Source organism: Campylobacter sp. CFSAN093260, from assembly GCF_012890095.1.
GTDB lineage: Bacteria > Campylobacterota > Campylobacteria > Campylobacterales > Campylobacteraceae > Campylobacter_D > Campylobacter_D jejuni.
On the sequence record NZ_CP040618.1, the window covers coordinates 313,816 to 339,384 of the forward strand.

The 25,569-nt window shown below is 30.6% G+C and carries 25 protein-coding genes; 14 read left to right on the forward strand and 11 right to left on the reverse strand.

The window, feature by feature from the left end; all coding sequences use genetic code 11:
• Positions 1-3: 3 nt before the first annotated feature.
• The gene (gene uvrA / locus FBF22_RS01630; protein ID WP_002859442.1) at positions 4-2,829 is read right to left on the reverse strand and encodes an excinuclease ABC subunit UvrA; all 2,826 of its coding nucleotides are present in this window, start codon (positions 2,827-2,829) and stop codon (positions 4-6) included.
• A gap of 72 nt (positions 2,830-2,901) precedes the next feature.
• The gene (locus FBF22_RS01635) at positions 2,902-3,687 is read right to left on the reverse strand and encodes a TSUP family transporter (protein ID WP_002858695.1); all 786 of its coding nucleotides are present in this window, start codon (positions 3,685-3,687) and stop codon (positions 2,902-2,904) included.
• A gap of 122 nt (positions 3,688-3,809) precedes the next feature.
• On the opposite strand from FBF22_RS01635, the gene FBF22_RS01640 reads away from it, so the two are divergent.
• The 9 genes from FBF22_RS01640 to FBF22_RS01680 all read left to right on the forward strand — a co-directional run bounded on the left by FBF22_RS01640 (position 3,810) and on the right by FBF22_RS01680 (position 11,050).
• Entirely contained in the window at positions 3,810-3,935 is a 126-nt protein-coding gene (locus FBF22_RS01640) for a hypothetical protein (RefSeq protein WP_002854718.1), read from the forward strand.
• A 164-nt stretch (positions 3,936-4,099) separates the two neighbouring features.
• Positions 4,100-5,350, forward strand: a complete 1,251-nt coding sequence (locus FBF22_RS01645) for an anthranilate synthase component I family protein (RefSeq protein ID WP_002858746.1) — start codon at positions 4,100-4,102, stop codon at positions 5,348-5,350.
• On the forward strand, positions 5,347-6,948 hold the full coding sequence (gene trpD / locus FBF22_RS01650) for an anthranilate phosphoribosyltransferase (RefSeq protein ID WP_002868916.1): 1,602 nt from the start codon (positions 5,347-5,349) through the stop codon (positions 6,946-6,948). The genes FBF22_RS01645 and trpD overlap by 4 nt, the downstream gene beginning before the upstream one ends.
• Positions 6,935-7,534 (forward strand): N-(5'-phosphoribosyl)anthranilate isomerase, encoded by a 600-nt coding sequence (locus tag FBF22_RS01655; RefSeq protein WP_002868917.1) that lies wholly within the window; start codon positions 6,935-6,937, stop codon positions 7,532-7,534. The genes trpD and FBF22_RS01655 overlap by 14 nt, the downstream gene beginning before the upstream one ends.
• Complete coding sequence (gene trpB, locus FBF22_RS01660) at positions 7,531-8,709, forward strand: tryptophan synthase subunit beta (RefSeq protein WP_002854204.1); 1,179 nt, start codon at positions 7,531-7,533, stop codon at positions 8,707-8,709. Before FBF22_RS01655 ends, trpB begins: the two co-directional genes overlap by 4 nt.
• Entirely contained in the window at positions 8,702-9,451 is a 750-nt protein-coding gene (trpA, locus tag FBF22_RS01665) for a tryptophan synthase subunit alpha (protein ID WP_002868918.1), read from the forward strand. Before trpB ends, trpA begins: the two co-directional genes overlap by 8 nt.
• 70 nt (positions 9,452-9,521) lie before the next feature.
• Positions 9,522-9,944, forward strand: a complete 423-nt coding sequence (locus FBF22_RS01670; protein WP_002854524.1) for a chemotaxis protein CheX — start codon at positions 9,522-9,524, stop codon at positions 9,942-9,944.
• Positions 9,944-10,252 (forward strand): flagellar motor switch protein FliN, encoded by a 309-nt coding sequence (gene fliN / locus FBF22_RS01675; RefSeq protein ID WP_002824739.1) that lies wholly within the window; start codon positions 9,944-9,946, stop codon positions 10,250-10,252. The genes FBF22_RS01670 and fliN overlap by 1 nt, the downstream gene beginning before the upstream one ends.
• Positions 10,253-11,050, forward strand: coding sequence for a hypothetical protein (locus FBF22_RS01680; protein WP_165433280.1), 798 nt, complete (start codon positions 10,253-10,255; stop codon positions 11,048-11,050).
• Here FBF22_RS01680 and FBF22_RS01685 read toward each other — a convergent pair.
• From FBF22_RS01685 to plsY, 5 genes are all read right to left on the reverse strand, one after another.
• Positions 11,047-12,507 carry a Ppx/GppA phosphatase family protein gene (locus FBF22_RS01685; protein ID WP_002866641.1) on the reverse strand — a complete coding sequence of 487 codons (1,461 nt, stop codon included), beginning with the start codon at positions 12,505-12,507 and terminating at the stop codon, positions 11,047-11,049. The genes FBF22_RS01680 and FBF22_RS01685 overlap by 4 nt on opposite strands.
• Positions 12,507-12,752 carry a YfhL family 4Fe-4S dicluster ferredoxin gene (locus tag FBF22_RS01690; RefSeq protein WP_002854647.1) on the reverse strand — a complete coding sequence of 82 codons (246 nt, stop codon included), beginning with the start codon at positions 12,750-12,752 and terminating at the stop codon, positions 12,507-12,509. The genes FBF22_RS01685 and FBF22_RS01690 overlap by 1 nt, the downstream gene beginning before the upstream one ends.
• Before the next feature lie 112 nt (positions 12,753-12,864).
• Positions 12,865-13,536 carry a homeostatic response regulator transcription factor HsrA gene (gene hsrA / locus FBF22_RS01695; protein ID WP_002854696.1) on the reverse strand — a complete coding sequence of 224 codons (672 nt, stop codon included), beginning with the start codon at positions 13,534-13,536 and terminating at the stop codon, positions 12,865-12,867.
• 78 nt (positions 13,537-13,614) lie between these two features.
• Positions 13,615-13,932 carry a dihydroneopterin aldolase gene (locus FBF22_RS01700; RefSeq protein ID WP_002854273.1) on the reverse strand — a complete coding sequence of 106 codons (318 nt, stop codon included), beginning with the start codon at positions 13,930-13,932 and terminating at the stop codon, positions 13,615-13,617.
• Positions 13,917-14,525, reverse strand: coding sequence for a glycerol-3-phosphate 1-O-acyltransferase PlsY (plsY, locus tag FBF22_RS01705; RefSeq protein WP_002854681.1), 609 nt, complete (start codon positions 14,523-14,525; stop codon positions 13,917-13,919). The genes FBF22_RS01700 and plsY overlap by 16 nt, the downstream gene beginning before the upstream one ends.
• Before the next feature lie 200 nt (positions 14,526-14,725).
• On the opposite strand from plsY, the gene FBF22_RS01710 reads away from it, so the two are divergent.
• The 4 genes from FBF22_RS01710 to hemJ all read left to right on the forward strand — a co-directional run bounded on the left by FBF22_RS01710 (position 14,726) and on the right by hemJ (position 18,080).
• A complete protein-coding gene (locus FBF22_RS01710; RefSeq protein WP_002854298.1) occupies positions 14,726-15,751 on the forward strand; it encodes a cytochrome-c peroxidase in 1,026 nt (341 codons plus the stop codon).
• A 92-nt stretch (positions 15,752-15,843) separates the two neighbouring features.
• Positions 15,844-17,181 (forward strand): phosphoglucosamine mutase, encoded by a 1,338-nt coding sequence (glmM, locus tag FBF22_RS01715; RefSeq protein ID WP_002884759.1) that lies wholly within the window; start codon positions 15,844-15,846, stop codon positions 17,179-17,181.
• On the forward strand, positions 17,174-17,644 hold the full coding sequence (gene lspA, locus FBF22_RS01720) for a signal peptidase II (RefSeq protein ID WP_165433281.1): 471 nt from the start codon (positions 17,174-17,176) through the stop codon (positions 17,642-17,644). The genes glmM and lspA overlap by 8 nt, the downstream gene beginning before the upstream one ends.
• The gene (gene hemJ / locus FBF22_RS01725) at positions 17,628-18,080 is read left to right on the forward strand and encodes a protoporphyrinogen oxidase HemJ (RefSeq protein ID WP_165433282.1); all 453 of its coding nucleotides are present in this window, start codon (positions 17,628-17,630) and stop codon (positions 18,078-18,080) included. The genes lspA and hemJ overlap by 17 nt, the downstream gene beginning before the upstream one ends.
• On the opposite strand, the gene FBF22_RS01730 is transcribed toward hemJ, so the two are convergent.
• A complete protein-coding gene (locus FBF22_RS01730) occupies positions 18,077-19,423 on the reverse strand; it encodes a coproporphyrinogen III oxidase family protein (protein ID WP_002884761.1) in 1,347 nt (448 codons plus the stop codon). The genes hemJ and FBF22_RS01730 overlap by 4 nt on opposite strands.
• A 127-nt stretch (positions 19,424-19,550) precedes the next feature.
• Between FBF22_RS01730 and cmeU the strand changes: the two genes are divergently transcribed.
• Complete coding sequence (gene cmeU, locus FBF22_RS01735; RefSeq protein WP_002859455.1) at positions 19,551-19,802, forward strand: CmeU family protein; 252 nt, start codon at positions 19,551-19,553, stop codon at positions 19,800-19,802.
• A gap of 22 nt (positions 19,803-19,824) precedes the next feature.
• On the opposite strand, the gene cmeC is transcribed toward cmeU, so the two are convergent.
• Genes cmeC through cmeA form a run of 3 tightly spaced genes read right to left on the reverse strand, consistent with a single transcriptional unit; the run spans position 19,825 to position 25,521 of the window.
• Positions 19,825-21,303 carry a multidrug efflux transporter outer membrane subunit CmeC gene (gene cmeC / locus FBF22_RS01740; RefSeq protein WP_002884763.1) on the reverse strand — a complete coding sequence of 493 codons (1,479 nt, stop codon included), beginning with the start codon at positions 21,301-21,303 and terminating at the stop codon, positions 19,825-19,827.
• Positions 21,296-24,418 carry a multidrug efflux RND transporter permease subunit CmeB gene (gene cmeB / locus FBF22_RS01745; RefSeq protein WP_002859457.1) on the reverse strand — a complete coding sequence of 1,041 codons (3,123 nt, stop codon included), beginning with the start codon at positions 24,416-24,418 and terminating at the stop codon, positions 21,296-21,298. Before cmeB ends, cmeC begins: the two co-directional genes overlap by 8 nt.
• Positions 24,418-25,521, reverse strand: a complete 1,104-nt coding sequence (cmeA, locus tag FBF22_RS01750) for a multidrug efflux RND transporter periplasmic adaptor subunit CmeA (protein WP_002859458.1) — start codon at positions 25,519-25,521, stop codon at positions 24,418-24,420. Before cmeA ends, cmeB begins: the two co-directional genes overlap by 1 nt.
• Positions 25,522-25,569: the final 48 nt, after the last annotated feature.

The following is a 25,569-nucleotide window of genomic DNA, read 5'->3' on the forward strand; positions in this document are numbered from 1 at the left end:
AAATTATGATTTTTGTGTATTTTTAAGCTCTAAGTCTAGATAATATCCTGTGTAAGAACGGGTTTTTTTGTGTTCTTTAGCGACTTTTTCCACGCTTCCTGTGCTTATAACTTTTCCACCTTTAATTCCGCCTTCAGGCCCCATATCGATGATATAATCAGCATTTTTAATCACATCTAAATTATGTTCTATCACAAAAACAGAATTTTTAAGATCAACTAAATGTTGTAAAACTAAGATGAGTTTATTGACATCTTCAAAATGCAGTCCTGTTGTAGGTTCATCAAGTATATAAAGCGTTTTTCCTGTATCGCTACGGCTTAGTTCTTTAGCAAGTTTGATTCTTTGTGCTTCACCTCCACTTAAGGTGGTGGCATTTTGTCCTAGAGTTAGATAATCTAAACCCACTTTTACTAGAGTATCTAATTTTTGTTTGATTTTAGGAACGGCTGTAAAAAATTCACTCGCTTCTAAAACACTCATATTTAAAATTTCACTGATATTTTTGCCTTTATATTTGATTTCTAGCGTGGCATCATTGTAGCGTTTGCCCTCGCAAGTATCACAAACTACCATAACATCAGGTAAAAAATGCATTTCTATTTTGATTTCTCCATCTCCGCTACATTTCTCACATCTTCCACCCTTGACATTAAAAGAAAAGCGTCCAGCTTTATAACCACGCATTTTGGCTTCTTTAGTGGCGGCAAAAAGATTTCTGATTTCATCCATAGCACCTGTATAGGTGGCAGGATTTGAACGTGGTGTGCGCCCAATTGGGCTTTGATCAAGATAAATGACTTTATCAAGTTTTTCAAGTCCTTCTATTTGTACTCCGCCAAGTTTTTTAACTTTTTTCGCACGGTTTAATTCCTCTTGTGCAAAAGGAAGTAGGGTTTGAAGTATCAAAGAGCTTTTTCCAGAACCTGAAACTCCTGTTATAGCGACTAAATTTTGCAAAGGAAATTTTACGCTTAAATCTTGGATATTGTTAATATTTACATTTTTAAGCTCAAGCCATTCTTTCTGTGTTCTGTTTTGAAGTTGTGAAATTTGTTTTTTACCATTCATATAAAGTGCAGTTTCGCTTTTGCTTTTTAAAAGTTCTTTATAAGTTCCACTAAATACAACCTCACCCCCAAATTTTCCTGCTTTTGGACCAATATCTACAATAAAATCTGCTTCTTCTATGGTCATTTTATCATGCTCTACGACAATTAGGGTATTGCCCTTTTGTTGTAAATTTCTTAAAGTTTTAATCAGTTTTGCAGTATCTCTTTCATGAAGTCCTATGCTAGGCTCATCTAAGACATACATCACTCCGCTTAAACCACTGCCAATTTGTGAAGCTATGCGGATTCTTTGTGCTTCACCCCCACTAATCGTTCTTGCATCGCGCCCTAAAGAAAGATAACCTAGCCCCACATCATACAAGAAAAACAATCTTTCGTTGATTTCTTTTAGGATAGGTTTAGAAATAAGTTTTTGTTGCTCGCTTAAATAAGAAAAATTTTTCTCATCTGCAAAAAAGGCCGTACTATCTTCTATGCTCATATCTAAAATTTCACCCAAGCTTTTTTTGGCTACTTTCACGGCTAAACTTTCGGGTTTTAAACGATGCCCACCGCAGTCTTTACAAATTTTTTCACTCATATATTCGGCTAAATCTTTTTCATCTTTTAGCATTTCATAAGCCATTTTAACCACGCCTTCAAAAGTGCGTTTTAGGCGATTTCTTTTCCAAAGAAATTCTATAGTTTTGGCATTACCATACAATACAAGACGTTTTTGTACTTCGTTTAATTGCATAAAAGGTATTTTGATAGGAATTTCATTTTGTTCGCAAAAGGCGATTAGGAATTTATAATAATAACTTTTATTAAAACCATACATGATTTTAACAGCACCGTTTTCGAGACTTAAATTTTCATCGATGATTTTTTTCATATCTAAAGTATAACGAATTCCAAGTCCATCGCAAGCTTCACATGCTCCTTTTGGAGAATTAAAAGAAAAGCTTAAAGGTTCAAGTGGAACAAAGGAAATTTTACAATCAAAACAAGCTGAATGCTCGCTAAAATGATAGTGTTTATTAAGGTTTATTTCCTCATGATTTAAAACTTCTATTTCTATTTCTCCAAAGCTTTCCTGTAAACCTTTTTCTATATCGCTTGCAAGACGAGAAAGTAAATCTTCTTGAATTTCAAGTCTATCTATGACAAGTTTAATGGTGTGTTTTTTGGTTTTGGCTAGTTCAATTTCTTCATCAAGTCTTACCAAAACTCCATCAATTTGAGCTCTTACATAGCCTTTGTTGCGTAAATTTTCAAGCAAATCTGCATAAGTTCCTTTTTTTTCTCGTATGAGTGGGGCGTAGATGATGATTTTTGCACCTTTTGGAAATTTTAAAATTTCACTGACTATATCACTTACACTCATAGATGAAATTTTTTGTCCGCATTGATGACAATGTTGAATGCCAACTCTTGCGTATAAAAGTCTTAGATAATCATAAATTTCAGTGATGGTTCCTACAGTAGAGCGTGGATTTTTAGAAGTAGTTTTTTGATCTATGGCAATGGCTGGAGTTAAACCTTCGATTTTATCGACATCAGGTTTGCCTACCTTATCTAAAAATTGTCTGGCGTAAGCACTTAAACTTTCTATATAACGGCGTTGTCCTTCAGCATAAAGAGTTCCAAAAGCAAGGGTTGATTTTCCACTTCCGCTCAGTCCTGTAAAAACAATGAGTTTGTTTTTGGGAATTTCAAGGTGGATATTTTTTAGGTTATTTTCTCTTGCGCCAATGATTTTTATGGTATCGTTCATAGTCTTTCCTAAACATTAAATAAATTTAAGATTTTAGCATAATAATATTAAAAGAACTTGGATAAATCCAAGTTAAAAATTTATAAAATTTAGCTTATTAAGCAAAGAGTGGGTGGTTCCAAGTATTGATAAGGCATATACGCAAAGTAAAATTTTTCTATGAGCTGAAATATGCATTTTTTCTATGATTTTAATTCCTATAAAAACTCCAACCATAGAAGCTATACCTACTAGTATTCCTTTATGAATAACTTCAGAGTCTATAACTCCAGAATTTGAAAAAGATATAATACCAGAGACTGAAGCAAAAATAACAAAAAACAAGGATAAGGAAACAACTTTTTTACTATCATAGCCTAAAAAATAAGCTAAAATCGGAGCAATTAAAAGTCCGCCACCAATTCCCAAAGAAATAGCAAAAATACCAGTAAAAGCTCCAGCAATAAATAAAATGACATTCTTTACCCAAACGCTTCTTTGATTTTGCACAATGTTTTCTTTAATTCCAAAAGCATATTTGATAAAAAATATACAACTTACCGCCAAAAATACGCTAGTAAGAGCTACATCACTTAAAGCTTTTAAAAGCATTCCGCTAAAGCTTGCCCCTATGAGCCCTCCAAAACCTATCATAATACCATCTTTAAGATTTAGATTTTTTTTCTTATAATTAATATAAGAGCCAAAAACTGCTGCAAAAATCATTTGCAATACTGAAATTCCGATAGCATGGTGAGCACTTGCTCCAAGTGCGAACATAGAAGGAACGATAATCATACCTCCACCAATGCCAAAAAGTCCAGAAGCAATACCTGAAATGATTCCTATGATTAGATAAGGTAAATCTGTGATTTCCATAGCTTTTCCTAAAAAATATTAAATATTTCAAATACGGAATAATTTTATCTTATTAAGCTAAGTATTATCTTAGTTTTTTTATAACAATAGAATATTTTTTGGTAACTTTAAGCATCGTAAAAATGTTTCAAAATATTATAAAATATAAAGATTTTATAATATTTATTTTAAATTTAAAGCAAAATTTATATTTATTGATTAAAATTAATTTAGACTTTAAAAATTTTCATAAAAGTCTTAATTTTTGAAATATTTTATAAGAAAGGTAAAAGATGAGTGAAAATGGTTTTTTTAGTAATTCTTTGATTTTAAAACTTACACATACTCTTCGCTCTTGGCGTTTCTAAACTTCTTTTTATCTAAATTTTTTCTTTAATATTATTTTAATTTATTTTTTAAAAAAAGGTTTATTATGTTTGTTAAAAATGTAAATTTTTATTACAGACAAATCCTTGAAAAATTTGAAAATTCTTATTTTGCAGAGGATTTGACTAAGGTAATTATAGGGATTGATTGTGATTATTTAGATGCTAATGAATTATCCTTTAGCGAGTTTAAGGCAAAATATTATGAAGCTTTAAGCAAGAATAAAATTTGCGACTTTGCTGGATTTTTTGGAGTTTTTAGTGCAAATTTTGTATCTTTGTTTGAAAAAATTCCACTTTCTTCTAAGAAAAATTATGATTTTCCTTTATTTTTATTTGCCAATGCTAAGGCTTATTTGATTTATGAGAAAAATAGCAAGATGTTTTTTAAATTTGGTGCTTCAAAATATTTTGAATATTTAAAAGATGATATTGAACCAATGAAAAAGAAACAAAAAAATGATTTTGAAATTTTAAATTCTTTAGAAGATGAAAAAAATGATTTTTTAAAAATGTGCGAAAAAGCCAAAGAATATCTTTTAAGTGGAGATATTTTTCAAGTGGTCTTAAGTAAGCAACTTTGTATCAAACATCAAGTAAATGCTTTTGATTATTATGAGAGTTTAAGTGCTTTAAATCCAAGCGCTTATATGTTTTATTTTCCAAGTAAATATGGTGTTGTTTTGGGTTCTTCTCCAGAGTTTTTATTGAAAATTAAAAAAAGAGAGATTTATTTAGCCCCTATTGCTGGAACTAGAAATTTGGAAAATAACTGTGATCTTTTAGCTTTAGAAAAAGATCTTTTAAGTGATGAAAAAGAACTTAGTGAACATAAGATGCTTGTAGATTTAGCAAGAAATGATGCTTCTAAATTTGGCACTCAAACAAGAGTGGAAAATCTTTTTTCTATTATTAAAAATAAATTTGTAATGCACATAGTGAGTGAAGTGTATGCCAATATGAAAGAAGATGCGAGTATTTTTGATGTGATTGAAGCAGTTTTTCCAGCGGGAACTTTAAGCGGAGCTCCTAAAATAAGAGCTTTAGAGATCACTAGCGAGCTTGAAGATTGCGATCGTGGAATTTATGGTGGTGCGGTAGGATTTTTAAATTTTAACGAAGACATAACTTTAGCGATTTTAATCCGTTGCGCTTTTTTTACTCAAGATAAGGCTTATTTGGCAAGTGGGGCGGGTATTGTTTTGCAAAGTGAGAGTCAAAAAGAATATGCAGAAATTTGTGCTAAACGCAAGGCGCTTTTGGTAGCTTTTGAAAATTTAAAAAAGGAAAATCAATGATACTTTTAATTGATAATTATGATTCTTTTGTTTTTAATGTTAAAAGCATGTTAGAGCAACTCAGCAATGATGAAATTTTAGTAAGAAGAAATGATGCAATTTCTCTGAGTGAAATTAAAAATTTAAATCCTACTCATATTATTTTAAGTCCTGGTCCAAAGCATCCAAGTCAAAGTGGGATTTGTCTTGAAATTTTTAAAGCAAGGCTTAATATCCCTGTTTTGGGCATTTGCTTAGGACATCAAGCTTTAGCTTTAGCTTTTGATTCTTTAGTGGTTAAGATGCAAGAGCCTATGCATGCAAAAAATTCTTTGATAAAACAGTGCAGGGAAAATGAATTATTTTCTAATTTGCCTTCAAATTTTAGTGTAATGCGTTATCATTCTTTAGAGGTTAAACAGCTTAGTGATGAGCTTGAAATTTTAGCCCTTGATGAAAAGGGTGTGATTATGGCTTTGGGACATAAAAATTTACCTTATTATGGTGTGCAATTTCATCCTGAAAGCTATTTTAGTGAATATGGCTTACAACTTTTTTCTAATTTTTTAAAACAAGATATAAAAAAACCACAAAAACAAGAAAATCCTTTAAGTTTTTATTTGCAAAAAATGAGTGAAAATCATTTTTTACAAAGCGATGATTTTGAGCAAATTTGTAAGATTATTATGTCTAAAGATTATGAAATTTTACAAGTAGCGGCTTTGTTGATTTTAATCACTGAAAAGTCCTTAAATGAAAAATCTTTAAGTGCTTTTGTAAGACAAATTTTAAGATATTCTCAAACTTTTAGTGATGAGAGTGAGATGATTGATATTTGTGGAACAGGTGGAGATGGTTTTAAAAGTATCAATGTTTCTACGACTAGTGCTTTTATTTTAGCAGCTTTAGGAGTAAAAGTAGCCAAACACGGAAATCGTGCCATTTCAAGTTCTAGCGGAAGTACAGATGTGTTAGAAGCTTTAAATATAACTACTCCAAACACTTTAGAATCAGTTTTAAAACAACTAAATAATCAAGGGCTTAGTTTTTTACATGCTCCATTTTTTCATCCTTTAGTAGGAGAACTTAAAGAGATCAGATCAAGACTTGGAGTAAGAACGGTTTTTAATGTTTTAGGTCCTTTATTGCACCCTAATTTAAAGTTAAAATATCAACTTATGGGAAATTATCACGCACCTGTGCATAGGCTTTTGATAGAGGTTTTAAAAAATTTAGGACGCAAAAAAGCTTTAGTGGTAAGAGGAAATGATGGTATGGATGAGCTTAGTATTTGCGATGAAAGTAAAATTTATGAGCTTTGTGAAGGAGAAATTTTAGAGTATTCTATCTGTCCTGAACAATTTGGTTTTAAAAGAGCTTTTCATAGTGAAATCATAGGATCTAGTGCATATGACAACGCTAAAGATTTAAAAGATATTTTAAGCGGTAGAATGCAAGGGGCAAAATTTGATTTGGTAGTTTTAAATGCTATGTTTGCACTTTATACAGCCAATAAAGCAAGTTCGCCTTTAGTGGCTAAAGATATGATTTTAGAAGCCATTTATTCAGGTAAGGTTATAGAATATTTTAAGGAGTATCAAGCTTATGCTAAAGCTTAAAATTTGTGGTATTAAAGATGAAAAAAATGCCAAAGATTTAGCTTTTTTAAATATTGATTTTTTTGGACTTATTTTTGCTAAAAGTCCAAGAAGAGTGAGTTTAGAACAAGCGAGAAATTTAAGTGCAATTTTTCATGAAAAAGATAAAAAAGTTGTCGGTGTTTTTGTAGATGAAAATTTGGAACAAATTTTAAGATGTATTAAAGAAGCTAAGCTTGATGGGATACAAATTTATCGCACTATTACCAAAGAAGAATTTGAAATTTTAAAGGTGCAAAATGTTTTTGTTTGGCAGGTGATTAGTGTGGAAAATAGTTTAGATTTAAAAAGTGAAATTTTTGCTAATTTAGTACTTTTTGATGCTAAGGGAATTTTAAAGGGCGGTAATGGAATAAGTTTTGATTGGACTTTATTAGGTTCTTATACTAAAGATTTTGCATTAGCTGGAGGCATAGGTTTGGATAATATTCATAAGGCTGTACAAACGGGAGCTAAAATTTTAGATCTTAATTCAAAACTTGAAGATGAAAAAGGCTTAAAAGATATCAACAAAATAAAACAAATTTTAAAGGAGTTGAAAAAATGAAAAAAGCGTATTATGGGGATTTTGGTGGGCAGTTTTTGCCTGAAAGTGCAATGTTTGCTTTAAATGAGCTAGAAGGTGCTTTTTTGAAATTTTCTAAAGATAAACTCTTTAAAAAAGAATTAAACGAGCTTTTAAAAACTTATGTAGGGCGTCCTACTCCACTTTATTTTGCTAGAAATTTAAGCAAAAAATATCAGCATGAAATTTATTTAAAACGCGAGGATTTAAATCATACCGGAGCACATAAAATCAATAATGCCATCGCTCAAGCCCTTTTAGCAAAAAAAATGGGAAAGAAAAAAATCATAGCAGAAACAGGAGCAGGTCAACACGGGCTTGCAACAGCCACTGCAGCAGCACTTTTAGGACTTGAATGTGAAATTTATATGGGGGCAACCGATGTGCAAAGACAGGCTTTAAATGTTTATAAAATGGAGCTTTTGGGTGCTAAAATTCATGCAGTACAAAGTGGGCTTAAAACTCTAAAAGAAGCTACTACTGCGGCTATTCAAGCTTGGGTTGGAGATATTAAAAATATTTTTTATGTGGTTGGAAGTGCGGTAGGTCCTTATCCTTATCCTAAAATGGTAATGCATTTTCAAAGTATTATAGGAAAAGAATGCAAAATGCAACTTCAAAAACTCAATAAAAAAGTAGATTATATTATCGCAGCTGTTGGGGGTGGAAGCAATGCAGCTGGGATTTTTTATGATTTTATCAAAGATGAAAATGTTAAACTTATAGGTATTGAAGCAGGGGGGCTTGGCATTGATACGCCTTATCATGCAGCGACTTTAAATAAGGGAAAAACAGGCATTATTCACGGTATGAAAACCAAGGTTTTACAAGATGATTTAGGCAATATCTTGCCTGTACATAGTGTTTCTGCAGGGCTTGATTATCCAGGAATTGGTCCTTTGCATGCTTTTTTATTTGAAAGCAAAAGAGCGCAATATCATGCTATAAGTGATGAAGAATGTATGCAGGCTTTAAAATTACTTTGTAAAGAAGAAGGTATTATTGCAGCGATTGAAAGTTCGCATGCTTTGGCATTTTTAGAAAAACTTTGTCCAACTTTAAAAAAGAAAAGCGTGATAGTAGTAAATCTTTCAGGCAGGGGAGATAAAGATATGCAAATGATTAGAGATTATAAAAAAGGGGTGATTTATGGTTGATTTTAGAAAATTTTATAAAGAAAATGCAAATGTGGCTTATACGGTTTTAGGTTATCCAAATCTTCAAACAAGTGAAGCTTTTTTGCAAAGATTGGATCAAAGCCCTATTGATATTTTAGAACTTGGTGTTGCTTATAGTGATCCTATTGCCGATGGTGAGATTATTGCAGATGCGGCAAAAATAGCTCTTGATCAAGGCATGGATATTCATAGTGTTTTTGAGCTTTTAGCTAGGATAAAAACTAAAAAAGCTTTGGTTTTTATGGTTTATTATAATTTAATTTTTTCTTATGGCTTGGAAAAATTTGTGAAAAAAGCAAAATCTTTAGGGATTTGTGCTTTGATTGTGCCTGAATTGAGTTTTGAAGAAAGTGATGATTTAATTAAAGAGTGTGAAAGATATAATATAGCTTTAATTACACTTGTAAGTGTTACAACCCCTAAAGAAAGGGTTAAAAAGTTAGTAAAACATGCTAAAGGTTTTATTTATTTATTAGCAAGCATAGGTATTACAGGTACGAAAAGTGTCGAAGAAGCAATCTTACAAGATAAAGTAAAAGAAATCAGATCTTTTACAAATTTGCCTATTTTTGTAGGCTTTGGCATTCAAAATAATCAAGATGTAAAAAGAATGAGAAAAGTTGCTGACGGAGTGATTGTGGGAACTAGCATAGTAAAGTGTTTTAAACAAGGAAATTTGGATATAATAATGAAAGATATTGAAGAAATTTTCAAAAAATAAAATTTTAAAACATATTTTTATTTTATATTTACTATAATTTTAAATTAAGTTTTTTATAAAGGTGGTAGTTATGTTAAAGATTCTTGAGTATTCCATCACTCATTTTTGCGAGCATATCTTAAGACTTCGCATTGAAGCAGCTCAAGATATAAGCGGTGAACTTTATGGAGCGAGTATTCCTATCATGGGCAAAAGCGAAGGAGAATGTAATTTTTATTTATTTTTTCCAAAAGAATTTTTAAAAAAAATTGCAGAAATTTTAATTAATGATGAAAAATTTAAAGAAGATGACTGGTGCGATTTAACTAAAGAATGCGCCAATCAGATTATAGGTTATGCTAAAAATTTGTTAAATGATGCCAAGGGTGATGACGAGTATAAACTCGGAATTCCGGAATATTTAGGAAAAGTTGATTTTTCTGAAATAGTTCTAGATGAAGCTTTAACTTATAAATTTGAAAATTGTTATTTTAGAATAGGATATTGCAAATAATGAGCGATGATATAGAGTTTAACATTCATCATGGGCTTTTGCAATCTTATGAAGATATCTTAGATATTACAGTAGATTTTGTAAGCGAGCTTGGAACTACAAATATGAGTGTAGCGGAGCTTTTAAAACTTGAAGTAGGCTCGGTTATTGATCTTGAAAAGCCTGCTGGAGAAAGCGTTGAGCTTTATATCAATAAAAGAATTTTTGGCAAAGGTGAGGTTATGGTTTATGAAAAAAATCTCGCTATAAGAATTAATGAAATTTTGGATTCTAAGACTGTGCTTCAATACTTTAAAAAAGAAATTTAAATGAGATTGCTAGTATTATTTTTTTTAATTTTACCTTTATATAGTGTTGAGTTGGTTAGTTATAATATCTACGATAGAAATGACCGAGTAGATTTAATGCTTTCTTTTGATAATGCTTATAATGGCAAGATTTCTCAAAAAAAAGAAAAAAATTTAACTCTTTTAACTTTTAGTGATTTAACGTATTCTAAAGATGAATTAAAAGAACTTAACTCTCAACTTGTAGATAAAATTAGTATTAGTTCTAAAAATAATAATACCTATATTATGCTACAAAACAAACAAAATATTAATTTAGAACTTAGCTCTATCAATGATAAATTTGGAGTAAGGATACGAGCTATAGAGCAAGGGAAAGCAAATATCGAATCTGTACCTACAACAACTGCGAATAATTCTCAAGAATTAATGCCTAAACCAAAAAGTACAAGTTTAGAAGGGTATGATTATACAAATTATATCTTAGTAATGCTGATTTTAGTTATTTTGTTAATAGTGCTTTGGTGGTTTAAAAAGACTATGGTTTATAAAAATAACAATGTTTCTAGAGATTTTACTATGATTTTCCAAAGATTTTTAGATAAAAATAATCAACTTGTTGTTTTTGATCACGCTAATAAACGTTATACAATGATAATAGGTAATTCCAATGTGCTTTTAGAAAGTGTTGAAATTCCAGAGGAACAAACAATAAAACATACAGAAAAAACAGAGAAAAATTTTGATTCTTTTTTTGAAGAGAATAAAAAAAGAATTCAAAATCTTATAGAGCAGCGTCAAAAAGGTAAAAAATCTTAAATTTTTTGATTGATTGCTAATGCTATGGTAGCTGGTTTTGCAATTTTTTTGAGCTCATCTTTGGGTAAATTAAGAATTTTGTTTTCTTGATATATATAAAGAGTATTGTTTGCAAAAGCAAAATCAATCTTATCTTCATTTGTGCTTAAAGTTTTAGCTAAGCACAAAATAAAATTAAGCCATGAAATGGTATGAATATTGGGTAAAAGTTGTTTATAGGGTTCAAGATTATAAGGATTAACTTTTTTTCCATTAAGCTTAATAATACTAGCAATTAAAGCTTTTTCTTTATGCGAAAATCCATAATTTAATCCACCTAGTACAAAATGAGCAGAGTGTTCATTAGCAAAATAGAAATTTAAATATTCTCCAATATGGCATAATTTGGCAGCATTTAGTAAAGTATGCTTATAGTTATCGTTAAGTTTATGAAGATTTTTAAGGGTTGTAAAAATTTGCAGAGCAAAATGTGGAGTTTTATTTTTTTGTTTTGATTGTAAAAATTTATCTTGCAAACATTTTAAACTAGGATTGAAATTTGGTGGAAATGTGATTTTAGGACGAAGTAAATCTTGCAAATAAACTCCTTCTCTGATTCCAACCCCACTCGTGATAACTTGTTTGGCTTTTATTTTTTCCGCAATCTTTAAAAAAATAAATATACCCTCTTTAATGGTATCAAAACGATCCTTTTTTATGCCAAAATTGATTAAAGAGTCTAAGTTTGAATTAAAAATTTTTAAAATATGCCCTTTTTCTTCATCTAGCATATAGCGAAAATCATGTAAATTTTTCAGTGGATAGGAATTTTTTTGCATGATGGAATTAGATATTGCTCTTAAGCTTCCACCTATTGCAATAAGGTTTTGATTGCAAAATTCTTTAGGAATTTGTTCTAAAATTGGTTTTATAAATTCTTCTAAAGAATCCATTTTTCCAGTATCATAGAACAATTCTTTTAGCCTAACAGTGCCAATATCAAGAGATATGCAAGAAATAATTCTATTATTTTTTATTAAACACAATTCACTAGAACCACCACCTATGTCTAAAGTGGTTCCATCCTTAAAAGGACTTAATAAATTTAGAGCTGCAAGACCACCTAAGTAACTTTCGCTTTTTCCATCTATACAGCGTATATTTAAAGACAGATTATCTTTGATTCTTTTAATGAAATTTTTTGAATTTGGGGCATCTCTTAAGGCTGATGTGCCTACTATAAATATTTTTTTGCACTTATGCTTTAAAGCGCATTGTTTGAAAAAAGCTAAGGCATCTTCGGCTCTTTGCATGGCTTCTTCTTGGAGAATTTTGCCATTATTATAAGCATTTTCTCCAAGTCTTACTTTGCGTTTGTATTCGCAAGTTGTATAAAAACCATATCTAGAAGTTTTTTCAAAAATCACCATTCTAATGGAGTTTGAGCCAAGATCAACAACGGCTGTTTTTTTTGCCATTAAAATTCTCTATCTCTATGTTTGAGTTTTAATTCTTCTATAGTTTCTACATTATCAGGATCAGGAATGATACATTCATATGGGCAAGCAACAATACAGGCAGGCTCTGAAAAATCATTAACGCACTCTGAACAAAGATCAGGGTCTATTACATAAATTGGACTATTTTCATAAATAGCTTCATCAGGACATTCTTCTCTGCAAGCATCACAACATACGCAGTCTTTTGTAATTAAAAGAGACATCATAACCTTTCAAAAATTTAAAAAATAATTTTAGTTTATACAATAACCAAACTTAAATAAAATATAAAAATAGAAATAAAGATAAATTTTTTGCACCGAAGGTGCAAAATTGTTAAGATTTTTTAGGGAAGCAGAAACGGTATCCTCTACGACGAACTGTTTCTATGGTAGATATATTTAATGGTTTATCCATTTTTTGACGAATTTGATTGATAGCTACTTCGATAACATTTGGAGTTACTAGCTCAGGTTCTTCCCAGATGGCATCTAAAAGTTGTTCTTTGGATACAATTTGATCCGAATGTCTTGCTAAGTGCGTTAAAACTTCAAAAGGTTTTCCTTTAAGTTCTATATCTTGATCTTTATAAGTAATTTTTTCCTCATCTGGATCAATAACTAAGTCTTCAATTTTAATAACATTGGTTCCGCCAAGTCTTAGTCTTGCTTCAATTCTTGCGAGTAGAATATCAAAATCTAAAGGTTTTGCAACAAAATCATCAGCTCCAGCTTTCAAAGCTTTGATTTCTGTTTCTTTGTCTGTTTTTGAAGACATAATCATAACTGAAGTTCTTGGAGATTTATGCTTAATAGTGTTAACAAGTTCCGCTCCATCTCCATCAGGTAAAGTCCAGTTTGCTAAAACTAAATCATAATGTCTAATGCCGATAAAGTATTCTCCATCTTTAAAATTTTCAGAAGAATCAGTTTGATAACCAAATTCATTAAGATTGTCTATAATTGTTTTATTTAGGCTAATCTCATCTTCTATAACTAAAATTCTCATTTGTTCTATCCTTATTAAGAAAAATTTAAAGAATTATATCATAGCTTAAGTAAATGTTTAGATATCTTTAAAAAAAAATTAATATTTTTTTTTCAATTTAACCCCAACTGTAGCATTTTTTATTATATGGGGTTTGAAAATTTTTATGTTAAGATTGGTTAAATTAGGAAAATCTTTTTTTAAATTTAAGCTTACAAAGTCTAAAGACTCTTCAAGGGTGTAAAATTCTTCTTTTTTATACCATGTTTTAATTTTGGTAATTACTTCTGCATAATTTAAAAATTCATTTGCTTTAGCTTTAAGCTTGATAATAATTTTTTGTTTTTTCCTTCTTTCGAAATCTAATATACCAATGATACACTTAAAGTGAAATTTTATTTTTATATGACTTTGCATTCTTCTTTAAAAATCAATCTTTTAATATTAGGTAGATGTTTATATACTATAATAAAAGCGATAATGAAAACGGGTGCATGTGTATGAATTTCTAAGTCATAATTAAATATAAAAGAACTTACAACAAAAGCAAGTAATGCTGCTAAAGAAGCTAACGAAGATATTTTAAAAATTTTTCCTATAACTACCCATACAATAAATGCTGTAAGCACTTCCAATGGAAGCAAAACTATCATAGCACCTGCTCCTGTTGCTATGCCTTTCCCTCCTTCAAATAACAAGTAAATTGAAAAACAGTGTCCCAAAATAGCCAAAACTGCCACGCTCCAAAGCAAAGCTTGATCATAATGAAGAAATTTCAAGGTTAATAAAGGAATAGCTGCTTTTGCAAAATCTAAAATTATTGTAGCAATGGCAAGTTTTTTTGCTAGTTTGGGATTTTTTTCTTTTACTACTCTTAAAACATTGGTTGCTCCTATACTTTTTGAACCTTCTTTTTTGATATCAGTTTTAGCAAAAAATTTAGCTAGGATTAGCCCAAAAGGGATTGAACCTAAAAGATATATAAAAGCGTAAATTATTAAATTTTCCATAATATCCTTTTCAAATCATCTTAAAATTTTAAGATTTATAACTAAAAATTATATCTTATGAAAATAAATAAACAAAAATAATTTTTATAGGATAAAAATAGTATTAATTAATTGTAAATATTTTTTAATAATATTTATCTTTATTTAAGCTCTAAATAATTATTATTTTATTTTAATTTATCTTTAATAGGAGTTTATAAATGAAAGTAAAAGCATTGCTAATCGCATCCTTAGTTGCTTTTTCAAGCTTAAATGCTGCAAGTCTTATAGATGAAGCTAAAAATTCAGGTCTTGTTGCCTTGCCAAAAGATCAAAAAGGTGTTGATGAAATTTTAAAACAAAATGGAGTAAAGGCTAGTGAATTTACTCTTGAAAAAGCAGAGCTTGGCAAAAAGCTTTATTTTGAACCACGCCTTTCAAAAAGTGGTATCATTTCTTGTAATACCTGTCACAATGTAGGACTTGGTGGAACAGATGGGGTTAGTACTGCAATAGGTCATAAATGGACAGCAAATCCCCATCATTTAAATTCACCAACAGTTTATAATGCGGTTTTAAATAATACTCAATTTTGGGATGGTCGTGCAGGAACATTAGCCGATCAAGCTAAAGGTCCAATCCAAGCTGATCCTGAAATGGCAACTCCTGCTAAACTCGCAGTAGAAAAAATTTCATCATTGCCTGAATATGTGAGTGAGTTTAAAAAAATCTATGGTAAAAGTGGTGTAAATTTTGACAATATTGCTGATGCAATTGCAAATTTTGAAAGAACCTTGATCACTCCATCTCGTTTTGATAAATTTTTAGAAGGCGATGAAAAAGCTTTAACAAAAGAAGAGCAAAAAGGCTTAAAGCTTTTTATAGACAAGGGTTGTGTAGCTTGTCATAATGGTGTGAATTTAGGTGGCAATATGCAAGCGTTTGAAGTTGCTGGTAAATATAAATTTGCAAATTTAGGTGATTTTAAAGGTGATGCAAATGGCATGGTAAAAACTCCAACTTTAAGAAATGTTGCTGAAACTGCTCCATATTTTCATAATGGCGCTATTTGGAATCTAAAAGATGCTATTAAGGAAATGGGTAGTGTGCAACTTGGCATTAAAATTTCTGATAAAGAAGCAAAAAGTATTGAAACTTTCTTAAAATCCTTAACAGGAACAAAACCAGCAATTGTTTATCCACAACTTCCTATTTCTACTGAAAAAACTCCTAAACCTGAACTATAAGGTTCCAAACAAGCTCTATTTTTAGAGCTTGTTTAAATTTCTTTATCTTAGCTTTGTTATAATTGTCTTTAATTTTGCTAGAAAGGTTTGCAATGAGACTTTTTGGAACTGATGGAGTTCGTGGAAAAGCGGGTGAATTTTTAGATAGTTTTTTGGCTATGCGTTTAGCAATGGCTGCGGGTATTTATTTTAAAGATAAAAGTATTACTAATAATATCTTAGTAGGAAAAGATACAAGAAGAAGTGGCTATATGATAGAAAATGCTATTGTTTCAGGGCTTACTTCTATAGGATATAATGTTATACAAATTGGTCCTATGCCAACTCCTGCGATTGCATTCTTAACTGAAGATATGCGTTGTGACGCAGGGATTATGATTTCAGCTTCTCACAATCCTTATTATGATAACGGTATTAAATTTTTTGATGCTCATGGAAATAAACTCAGTGAAGATATAGAGAAAAAAATAGAAGAAATTTATTTTGATGATAAGCTTATACAAGCCTCTAAGGTAGATATGGAAAAAATTGGTCAAGCAAAAAGAATTGATGATGTTATAGGAAGATATATTGTTTCTATTAAAAATTCTTTTCCAAAAGATCTTACTTTAAAGTCTTTGCGTGTTGTTTTAGATGTGGCTCATGGGGCAGCTTATAAGGTAGCACCTACTGTTTTTAAGGAATTAGGCGCTGAAGTTATAGTAATGAGTGATAAACCTAATGGACTTAATATCAATGAAAATTGTGGAGCTTTGTATCCTGTAAACTTAGCTGCTGAGGTAAAGCGTTTGCGTGCAGATGTGGGCTTTGCTTTTGATGGTGATGCAGATCGTTTGGTGGTTGTAGATGAAAAAGGCGAAGTGGCTAATGGGGATAGTTTATTGGGCGTATTGGCACTTTATCTTAAAGAACAAGGTAAATTACAATCAAGTGTTGTGGCTACTATAATGAGTAATGGTGCTTTAAAAGAGTTTTTAAATAAACATGGTATAGAACTTGATACTTGTAATGTTGGCGATAAATATGTGCTTGAAAAACTAAAAGCCAATGGTGGAAATTTTGGTGGAGAACAAAGTGGGCATATTATTTTTAGCGATTATGCAAAAACTGGAGATGGTTTGATAGCTGCCTTGCAATTTAGTGCTTTAATGCTTTCTAAGAAAAAATCTGCAAGTTCTATTTTGGGTCAAGTTAAACCTTATCCTCAGCTTTTAATCAATCTTAAAATTGCAGAAAAAAAAGATTTAGATAAAATTAAAGGTTTAAAAGAATTAAAAAAAGATTTAGAAAATAAAAATATTAATACCTTATTTCGCTATTCTGGAACAGAAAATTTGATAAGACTTTTACTAGAAGCCAGAGATATTAAGCTCTTAGAAAAAGAAATGAAAAATGTTGTGGAGTTTTTTAAGAAAGCTTTAAATGGCTAAAACTTTTAAATTTATTTTTTATTTTTGGGGTGCCTTTGTTTTGGTTTTTGCCCTTGATCAATGGGTAAAATCCTTAACTTTAGCAGGATTTAGATGGCAGAGTGAATACCTAGATTTAACTTATGCTCTAAATACAGGCGTAGCTTTTTCAATGTTGAGTTTTTTAGAACATAATTTAAAATATTTACATCTTGCTTTAATTGGCGTGCTTTTTATTTATCTTTTTTGGCAAAGAACACTTTTAAAAACTCATAGCATAGCTTTTGGAATGATGCTTAGTGCCGGCGTTTCAAATTTATTGGATCGTTTTATACATGGAGGTGTAGTGGATATGTTTTTTTGGCATAAATGGTTTAATTTTGCTATTTTTAATGTTGCAGATGTCATGATAAATATAAGTGTGGCTTTGATTTTAATACAAGAAATATTTAAAAAAAGGAAAAAAGATGACAGAATGGATTAATGATTATTATTTTTGGATTAAATGGGTGCATTATTTGGCATTTGTTTCTTGGATGGCGGGTCTTTTTTATTTACCTCGTCTTTTTGTGTATCATGCTGAACATAAAGACAATAAAGGTTTTGTCGAGGTTGTAAAAATTCAAGAAAGAAAGCTTTATTATTATATACAAACTCCTGCAATGATTGTGACTTTAATCACAGGAAGTTTAATGTTGCATGCTCATAAGGAAGTTTTAATGGTAGGTGCGGGTTTTATGCATGTTAAACTTACCTGTATTACACTTTTGATTATTTTTCATATACATAATTATTATTGTTTAAAAGCTTTAGCAAATGATACTTCTACTAAAAGTGGAAAATATTTTAGAATTTATAATGAATTTCCAACTATAATGTTTATTATCATCGCTTTAATGATGGTTGTTCGTCCCTTTTAGTTTGTCTCCGCTTTAAATTCCATACTAGCGGAGTTAAGCGGATCAATATTTTCTTTCATGATATCGATATAATCTTTATTTTTAAGACGCTTATCATCTCTAAATACTGCGCGCACAAGATCCATTCCTGTGTAAAAATCTTTCATTAAAACCACAAAAAGATATTGACCAAATTCAGTTGCGATTAAAGCATTTTGATCTTTTATGATGGCACCACTTGTTTTAAGTCCTAAAAGTTCTATGAAAAGTTCTTTTTCGAGATTGCAATTTAGAGTTTTATTAAATTTATCAATTTCTATTTTCCCTGAAAAAATTTCAGTTAAAAAGACATATTTGATAATTTCTTTTTTATCAAAACAAGCTTTGGCTATATTAGCATTTTGTTTTTCTTGTATAAATTTAGCATAATCATTTAGATTAAATGCATTGATTAAAAGCTCCTCATCTAAAAAGCTAAAAGCTCCGCTGCCTACTCCTAGGTATTCATGATGAGAACTGACATATTCGTCATTAAGCTTGTTTTTTTCTAAAGAAAAACTCCAACCATTGTTTTGGGTATAGTCTTTAAAAAATTCTCGTATGATTTGATAATAAGTAAATTCATTATCTTTAATGCTCACTCCTAGACTTTTAGCGATATTATCTTTGGTAAGATTTGATTTCATTAAAGGATAGGTTGTGATTTGTTGCGGGGCTAAATTTTTAGCAATTTCTAAGTCATTTAAAAGTTGTTTTTCGTTTTGTCCTGGAAGATTGAAAATAAGATCTATACTAAAAATAGGTAAAATTCCTAAAGCTTTTGAAATTTTTTCTTGAAGTTCTTTAGATGAACCAAATTTATTATATCTTGCCACTTTTTTCAAAGTTTCATCATCAAAACTTTGAATCCCGCAACTTAAACGATCAATTATACCTTTAAACATAGAAAGCTTATTTGGATCAATATGATTTGGATCGCTTTCGCATGAAATTTCTTTTATATTAAATAACTTTTTACAAAGTTCTAAGGTTTTTAATAATTCCTCTTCATCAATCAGTGTTGTACCACCACCCACATACATGGAGGTAAAATCAAAACCTTTATTTTTCATGATTTTAATTTCTTCTCTAAGATTTTGAAAATATACTTTGGCTAAATTTTCATCATAATAATATTTATGAAAGCTACAATAAGGACAAAAAGTATGGCAAAAAGGTACATGGGCATAAAGCATATAGCTTTTGTCTTGTTTTGGAATTTTTTCTTCGGGTTGTTTTAAAAGTTCGACATTGAAACCTTTTTGGAGGGATTTTTCCATCATAGTATGAGAGTATTTTAAAGCTAAATTTTGAAATAAATTCATAAGTGGCCTATATATTAAAATATTTAAGACATAACTTTATCAATTTTTAGCTAAAATAGGAGTAAATTTTTTATTTCTTAAATAAAAAATGGGATTAAATTTTTAAATTATTTAAAAAGGATATAAAATGGATAAAGCCAAAATTGTTCAAAATTTAAATGCTTTGTTTAAACAAAGAGCAGAGTTTTACTCTTATTTTGATGAAAATATTGCCAAAATCAATGATACTGAAGTATTTGATTTTAAGAATGCTAAAAATTTAAATCCAGAAGAGGTATATAAGCAATTTTATCATTTTGATTATGCTATAAGAAAATTATTGCCTGCTATTTACAAGGTTTATGAAATTACAGATACAGATTTAGATAAAGATTTTTAATTTATTTAGAGAATAGAACGAACTATTCTCTAAAAGATATATCTAAATTTTTTGATTCTTCTTTTATATTTTTACTCGTGTCTTCATTTTGCTCAAATCCTCCACCAAATGCTTTGATTACATCTACTATGGAATTGGCATAAGAATATTTAGTATTATTAAAAGCAACGGCAGCATTAAGCCAATTTTGACGTGCCTCTAAATAATCTTGCAAAGACATTTCTCCTATATCATAGCGTTCTTTAGCAATTTCATAAATTCTTTTGTAAGATTGTTCGCTTGCTTGTGCATTATCGTATTGTAAGCGTATAGTTTTTCTAGCTACTAAAGCATAGCGAATTTCTCCAAAAGCAGTAATCAAAGTATTTTGATAATTTACAAAAGCTTCATCTTTATTAAGCTTGGCTAAATTTACATTTTGGTAAATTTCACCCCAATGAAAAATAGGCAGAGTAAAGTTTCCACCTATATTCCAAGTCTTAGAACCTCCTTTAACCAAGGTATCTAAATCCCCGCTTTCAAATCCCAATAATCCTGTTAAAGAAAGGCTAGGTAAGAAAGCCGTGCGAGCTACTCCAACAAGATAATTTTGCTGAGTTAATTTTTCTAAAGAAGAGCCAATATCTGGACGTTGAAGCAAGATGGTACTTGAAATTCCAGTTGGAATGTCAAATTCTTTAAGATTAAAAACTTGATAGCTTTGATTTTTGTAAAGTATGTCATTTAAATCATTTGAAGTTAAAATTTTTAAAGCTTTAAGGTAATTTTCTTTATTTAACTTTGCTTCATTATATTGCAAAGCCATACTTTCTAAGTTGGCTCTTGCTTGAGCAAGTTCATATTCACCTACAGCACCAACTTGAAATTTTTCATCATTAATCCTATAAATTTCTTTTGCCGATTCATAGGTTTCTTTAAGAGCATTTTCATTTTCATAAGCATTTACAAGATTAAAATAAGTTTGAACTGTATTTGAAATAACAGAAAGTCTTGCAGCTTCATAATCATACTCACTTGCTTTAAAGCCTGATTTTGAGGCGCGATATGTATCGCGATATTTTCCCCAAAGATCGATTTCATAGCTTAAATTAAGTCCCATTTTAAAATCATTACCGTAACTTACTTCCCCAGTTCGATTGCCTGGAGCATTTATAGCTGTTTTTGCACGACTTCCGCTTGCACTACCATCAAATTTTGGCAACAAACTGCTAAAATCTATACCTAATTGAGCAACAGCTTGTTCCATGTGTATGAAGGCAAGTTTTAAATCATTATTATTTTTAAGTGCTAAATCAACCACTTTATTTAAATTTTCATCATCAAAGTCTTTCCACCAATTTTTTGTGATAGAGCTATTGTTTTCTTTTTCCCAAGATAAGGCTCCAAGCTTATTATCAATGCTATAGTTTGCTTCGGGAGTATTTAAATTTGGACTTAAAGAGCAAGCTGAAATCAAAAGAGTAAAACTTGCTATAGTGCTAATTGAAATTATTTTATTCATGAACCTTACCTCTTTTTTTATCTAGCCATTCATTAAAATTTTCTAAAAGATAGAAAAATAAAGGCACGAAGAATATCGCTAAAGTTGATGCTGCGATCATTCCACCAACAAGCCCTGTTCCTAAAGAGTGTCTTGAAGCACTTCCTGCTCCTGTTGCGAAAATCATTGGTAAGACCCCAAAAGTAAATGCCAAAGAAGTCATTATGATAGGACGAAAACGAAGTTTTGCTGCTGCAACAGCTGCTTCAAAAACTCCTTTACCTTTTTTAAAGCGCTCTTCCATTGCAAATTCTACGATTAAGATAGCATTTTTAGCTGAAAGTCCAATCAAGAGCAAAAGTCCTGTTTGAAAATATATATCATTGCTAAATCCTCTTAAATATACCAATAAAAATGATCCAAATACCGCAAAAGGTACAGCTGTTACGACTGCTAAAGGTATAAGCCATCTTTCATATTGAGCAGCTAGAATTAAAAAGACAAATATCATACCTAAAGCAAAAGCATAACTTGCTGTTCCTTTACTAGAAACTTCTTGATAAGCTGATCCACTCCAAGCTATGGAATAATCATCCCCTAAAGTTTCTTTTGCTACTTGAGCAATCGCTTCTATAGCTTGACCTGAAGTATAACCTGGTGCGGGTTGACCTTGAACTTGTGCTGCTGGGAAAAGGTTGAATCGTTTTACATCATCAGGCCCTGAACTTCTTTGTAAAGTTAAGAAAGAATCAAGTGGTATCATTTTTCCATCATTTGATCTTACAAAAATATTTTTTAATGTATCTTGTGTATTTCTAAAATCACCTTTTGCGCGGATATTTACTTGGAAATTTTTACCTAGCATAGAAAAATCATTAACATAATAAGTGCCTATAGTTGCATTCATCGTGTTAAAAACATCTTGCATGTTAAGATTGTAGTGTTTTAATTTATCTCTATCAATTATAAGCTTGTATTGAGGGAAAGTTGTATCAAGTGTTGTTCTTACTCTTGATAGTTCTTTTCTTTGGTTGGCCGCAGTAACAAGTTTATTTACATCTTTTTGTATTTCATCATAGCTTTTTCCGCTTTTGTTTTGAACATACATTTCAAAACCGCCTGTGATACTTAATCCAGGTATAGGAGGTAAGCCTATAAATATACTTGAAGCATTGCGATCAAAAGCAAATTTTTTATTAAGCTCCATGGCGATTTCATCAGCACTCACATTTCTATCTTTCCAATCTTTCAAGCCTATAAACATTGCAGCGGCATTTTCTTTGAGTGAACTTGTAAAAAGATCAAATCCTATCATAGCCATTGCATCTTTAACTCCATTAGTTTTTAAAACTTCTTGACTTATGTGATCAACTTCTGAGATTGTTCTATGGAGTGCTGAAGCTGAAGGAAGGTTGATAATACTAATCATCAAACCTTGATCTTCTTCAGGAACTAAAGAGCTTGGTACTGCTTTATTAAGATAAAAAATCGCTCCAAGCATAATACAAAAAATTAAAACAAAACGAATGGTTCTTTTTAGAATATATGCTACTCCTGCACTAAATACAGAGGTACTCCAATCAAAAAAATCATTAAATTTCTTTACAAATTTAAATGGATCTCCTTCATTACGTCGCAAAAAGAGTGCGCATAAAGAAGGTGTTAAGGTAAGAGCAACAAAACCTGATATGGTTACAGATATAGCTAAGGTAAGAGCAAATTGTCTTTGAATTTCTCCAACAAAACCTGATATAAAAGAAACTGGTACAAAAACAGCACAAAGCACAAGAACAATTGAAATAACCGGAGAGCTAACTTCTTGCATCGCTTGGATAGCAGCATCTTTTACGCTTATTTGTTCATTTTCGTGTAAAATCCTATCGATATTTTCCACAACTATAATCGCATCATCTACAACAATCCCTATAGCTAAAATCAAGGCAAAAAGTGTAAGCAGGTTAATACTAAAGCCTAAAACATAAAGTCCAGCAAAAGTTCCTAACAATGAAACAGGTACAGCTATCATAGGAATAAGCGTTGCACGGAAATTCTTTAAGAACATATACATAACAATAATAACTAAAACTAAAGCTTCAATAAAAGTTTTAATTACTTCTTTGATTGATTCTATCACGAATTTTGTTGTATCATAAGGAATATTATATGTTAAACCTTTTGGGAAATTTTTTGAAAGTTCTTGCATTTTAGCCTGGACAAGTTCTGCTGTATGCAATGCGTTTGCCCCTGATTGAAGATTGATTATAATCGGAACTGCATCATTGCCATTTAATCGTCCTTGTGAGCTGTATTGTTGTGACCCTATTTCTACATCAGCTATATCTTTAAGTCTTAAAAATGATCCATCATCATTTGTTCTTAAAATAATATTTTCAAATTCACTAGGATTTTGTAGTCTTCCTTGCATAGTGATTGAATAAACATAAGGGGATTTTTGGGTTACAGGTTCTTCGCCAATTTTACCAGTTGCGTATTGGGCATTTTGATCATTAACCGCAGAAATTACATCAGTAGCTGTGATTCCAAATTTATTTAATAAATCAGGCTTGAGCCAAATTCTTAAAGAATAATTACGATTTCCTATAGCGTTTGCATCTCCAACTCCTGGAACCCTTTTTAACTCATCTAAAACATTTAAAGTGATATAGTTATATACATCTACTGCACTCATTGAGCCATCACTTGAATACATAGAAATTGCAGCAAGTGTTGTTGAGGAAGTTTTTCTAACTGTTACTCCAAGTTTTTTGACTGCATCTGGCATTTTTGCAGTTGCGGCTGAAATTCTATTATTAACATCTATGGTGGCTTGATCAGGATCTGTACCGATATCAAAATAAACAGTCAAACTCATAGTTCCTGAAGAACTTGAAGTTGAATCCATGTAAATCATATTATCTGCGCCATTGATTGCATCTTCGATAGGACTTGCAACTGTTGAAGCAATGGTTTGTGCATCAGCTCCTGTGTAAGTTGCACTTACTTTAACTGTAGGAGGGGTTAAAGAAGGATATTGTTCTATAGGTAAATTTGTAAGACCTATAGCTCCAGCTAAAGAAATGATAATTGCAACAACTGAAGCAAAAACAGGTCTTTCGATAAAAAATTTAGAAAACATTATTGTGCTCCAATTTCTTTAACTTCGCTACCAACTTGAATTTTTTTAAAGTTATCTAAAATGATTTTATCGCCATTTTGCAATCCTTTGTCAATAATGGCATATTCATTGTTTTGGTAGCTTATATGTACAGAAGATTTTTCTACTTTTCCATTTTTAACAAGAAGAACATAAACATCATTTTGATTTTGTTTAACAGCTATTTGAGGCACTTTAAAGCCATTTTTTTGTATAAAACCTTCTGAAGTAATTGTTGCAAAAGCACCTGGTAAAAGTGTTGAGTTGTTGTTGTCAAATATAGCTTTGGCTTTTACTGTTCCACTATTAGCATCTATAACAGAATCAATAAAATAAAGTTTGCCTTGAACGGTTTCTCCATTAAGATTTAAATTTGCATGAATGCTGTCTAAATCCCATTTTCCACTTTGAGTATTGCGGACTAAATTTAGTTTATCTGTATCTGAAATAAAGAAATCTGCGTAAATAGGATTTAAATTTGTAACTCTAACTAGTTCAGTTGTTGAAGCACTTACATAATCTCCTATATTAACTAAAGCATCTCCTATAGTACCATCAAAAGGAGCTTTTATTTCGGTATGATCTAGATCAATTCTTGCATTTGCAAGCTGTGCTCTAGCACTTGCTAGACTAGCTTTTGAATTGTTAAATGTAGCAAGAGAAGAGTCGTATTCCTTTTGAGAGATTGCACTTTTACTAAAAAGAGCTTTAGAACGATTAAAATCCTTGCTTGCATTTTCGAAAGTTGCCTTAGCCATCAAAGCTTGTCCGTAAGCCGAATCAACACTAGCTTTAAATTTATCTTGTTCTATAATAAATAATGTTTGTCCTTTTTTTACTTTATCTCCAGCTTTAAAAAGTTTATTTTCTATTACGCCACTAACTTGAGGTTTTATAATGACATCATAATCACTGACAAGTTTAGCAGGGTAAGTAAAACTAAGTGGTAAATCTTCAGATTTAGCACTCATGGTTGTTACAGGTTGAGGCGGCATTTGTATTTTTGGTGCTTCTTCTTTGCTGCAAGCAGTGAGTAAAAGCACAACACCTAAAGCTAAAATAGTATTTTTTTGAAATAATTTCATGGTTTTGCCTTGAAAAATTAAATTAAAAATTGTAATATTTATTACAAA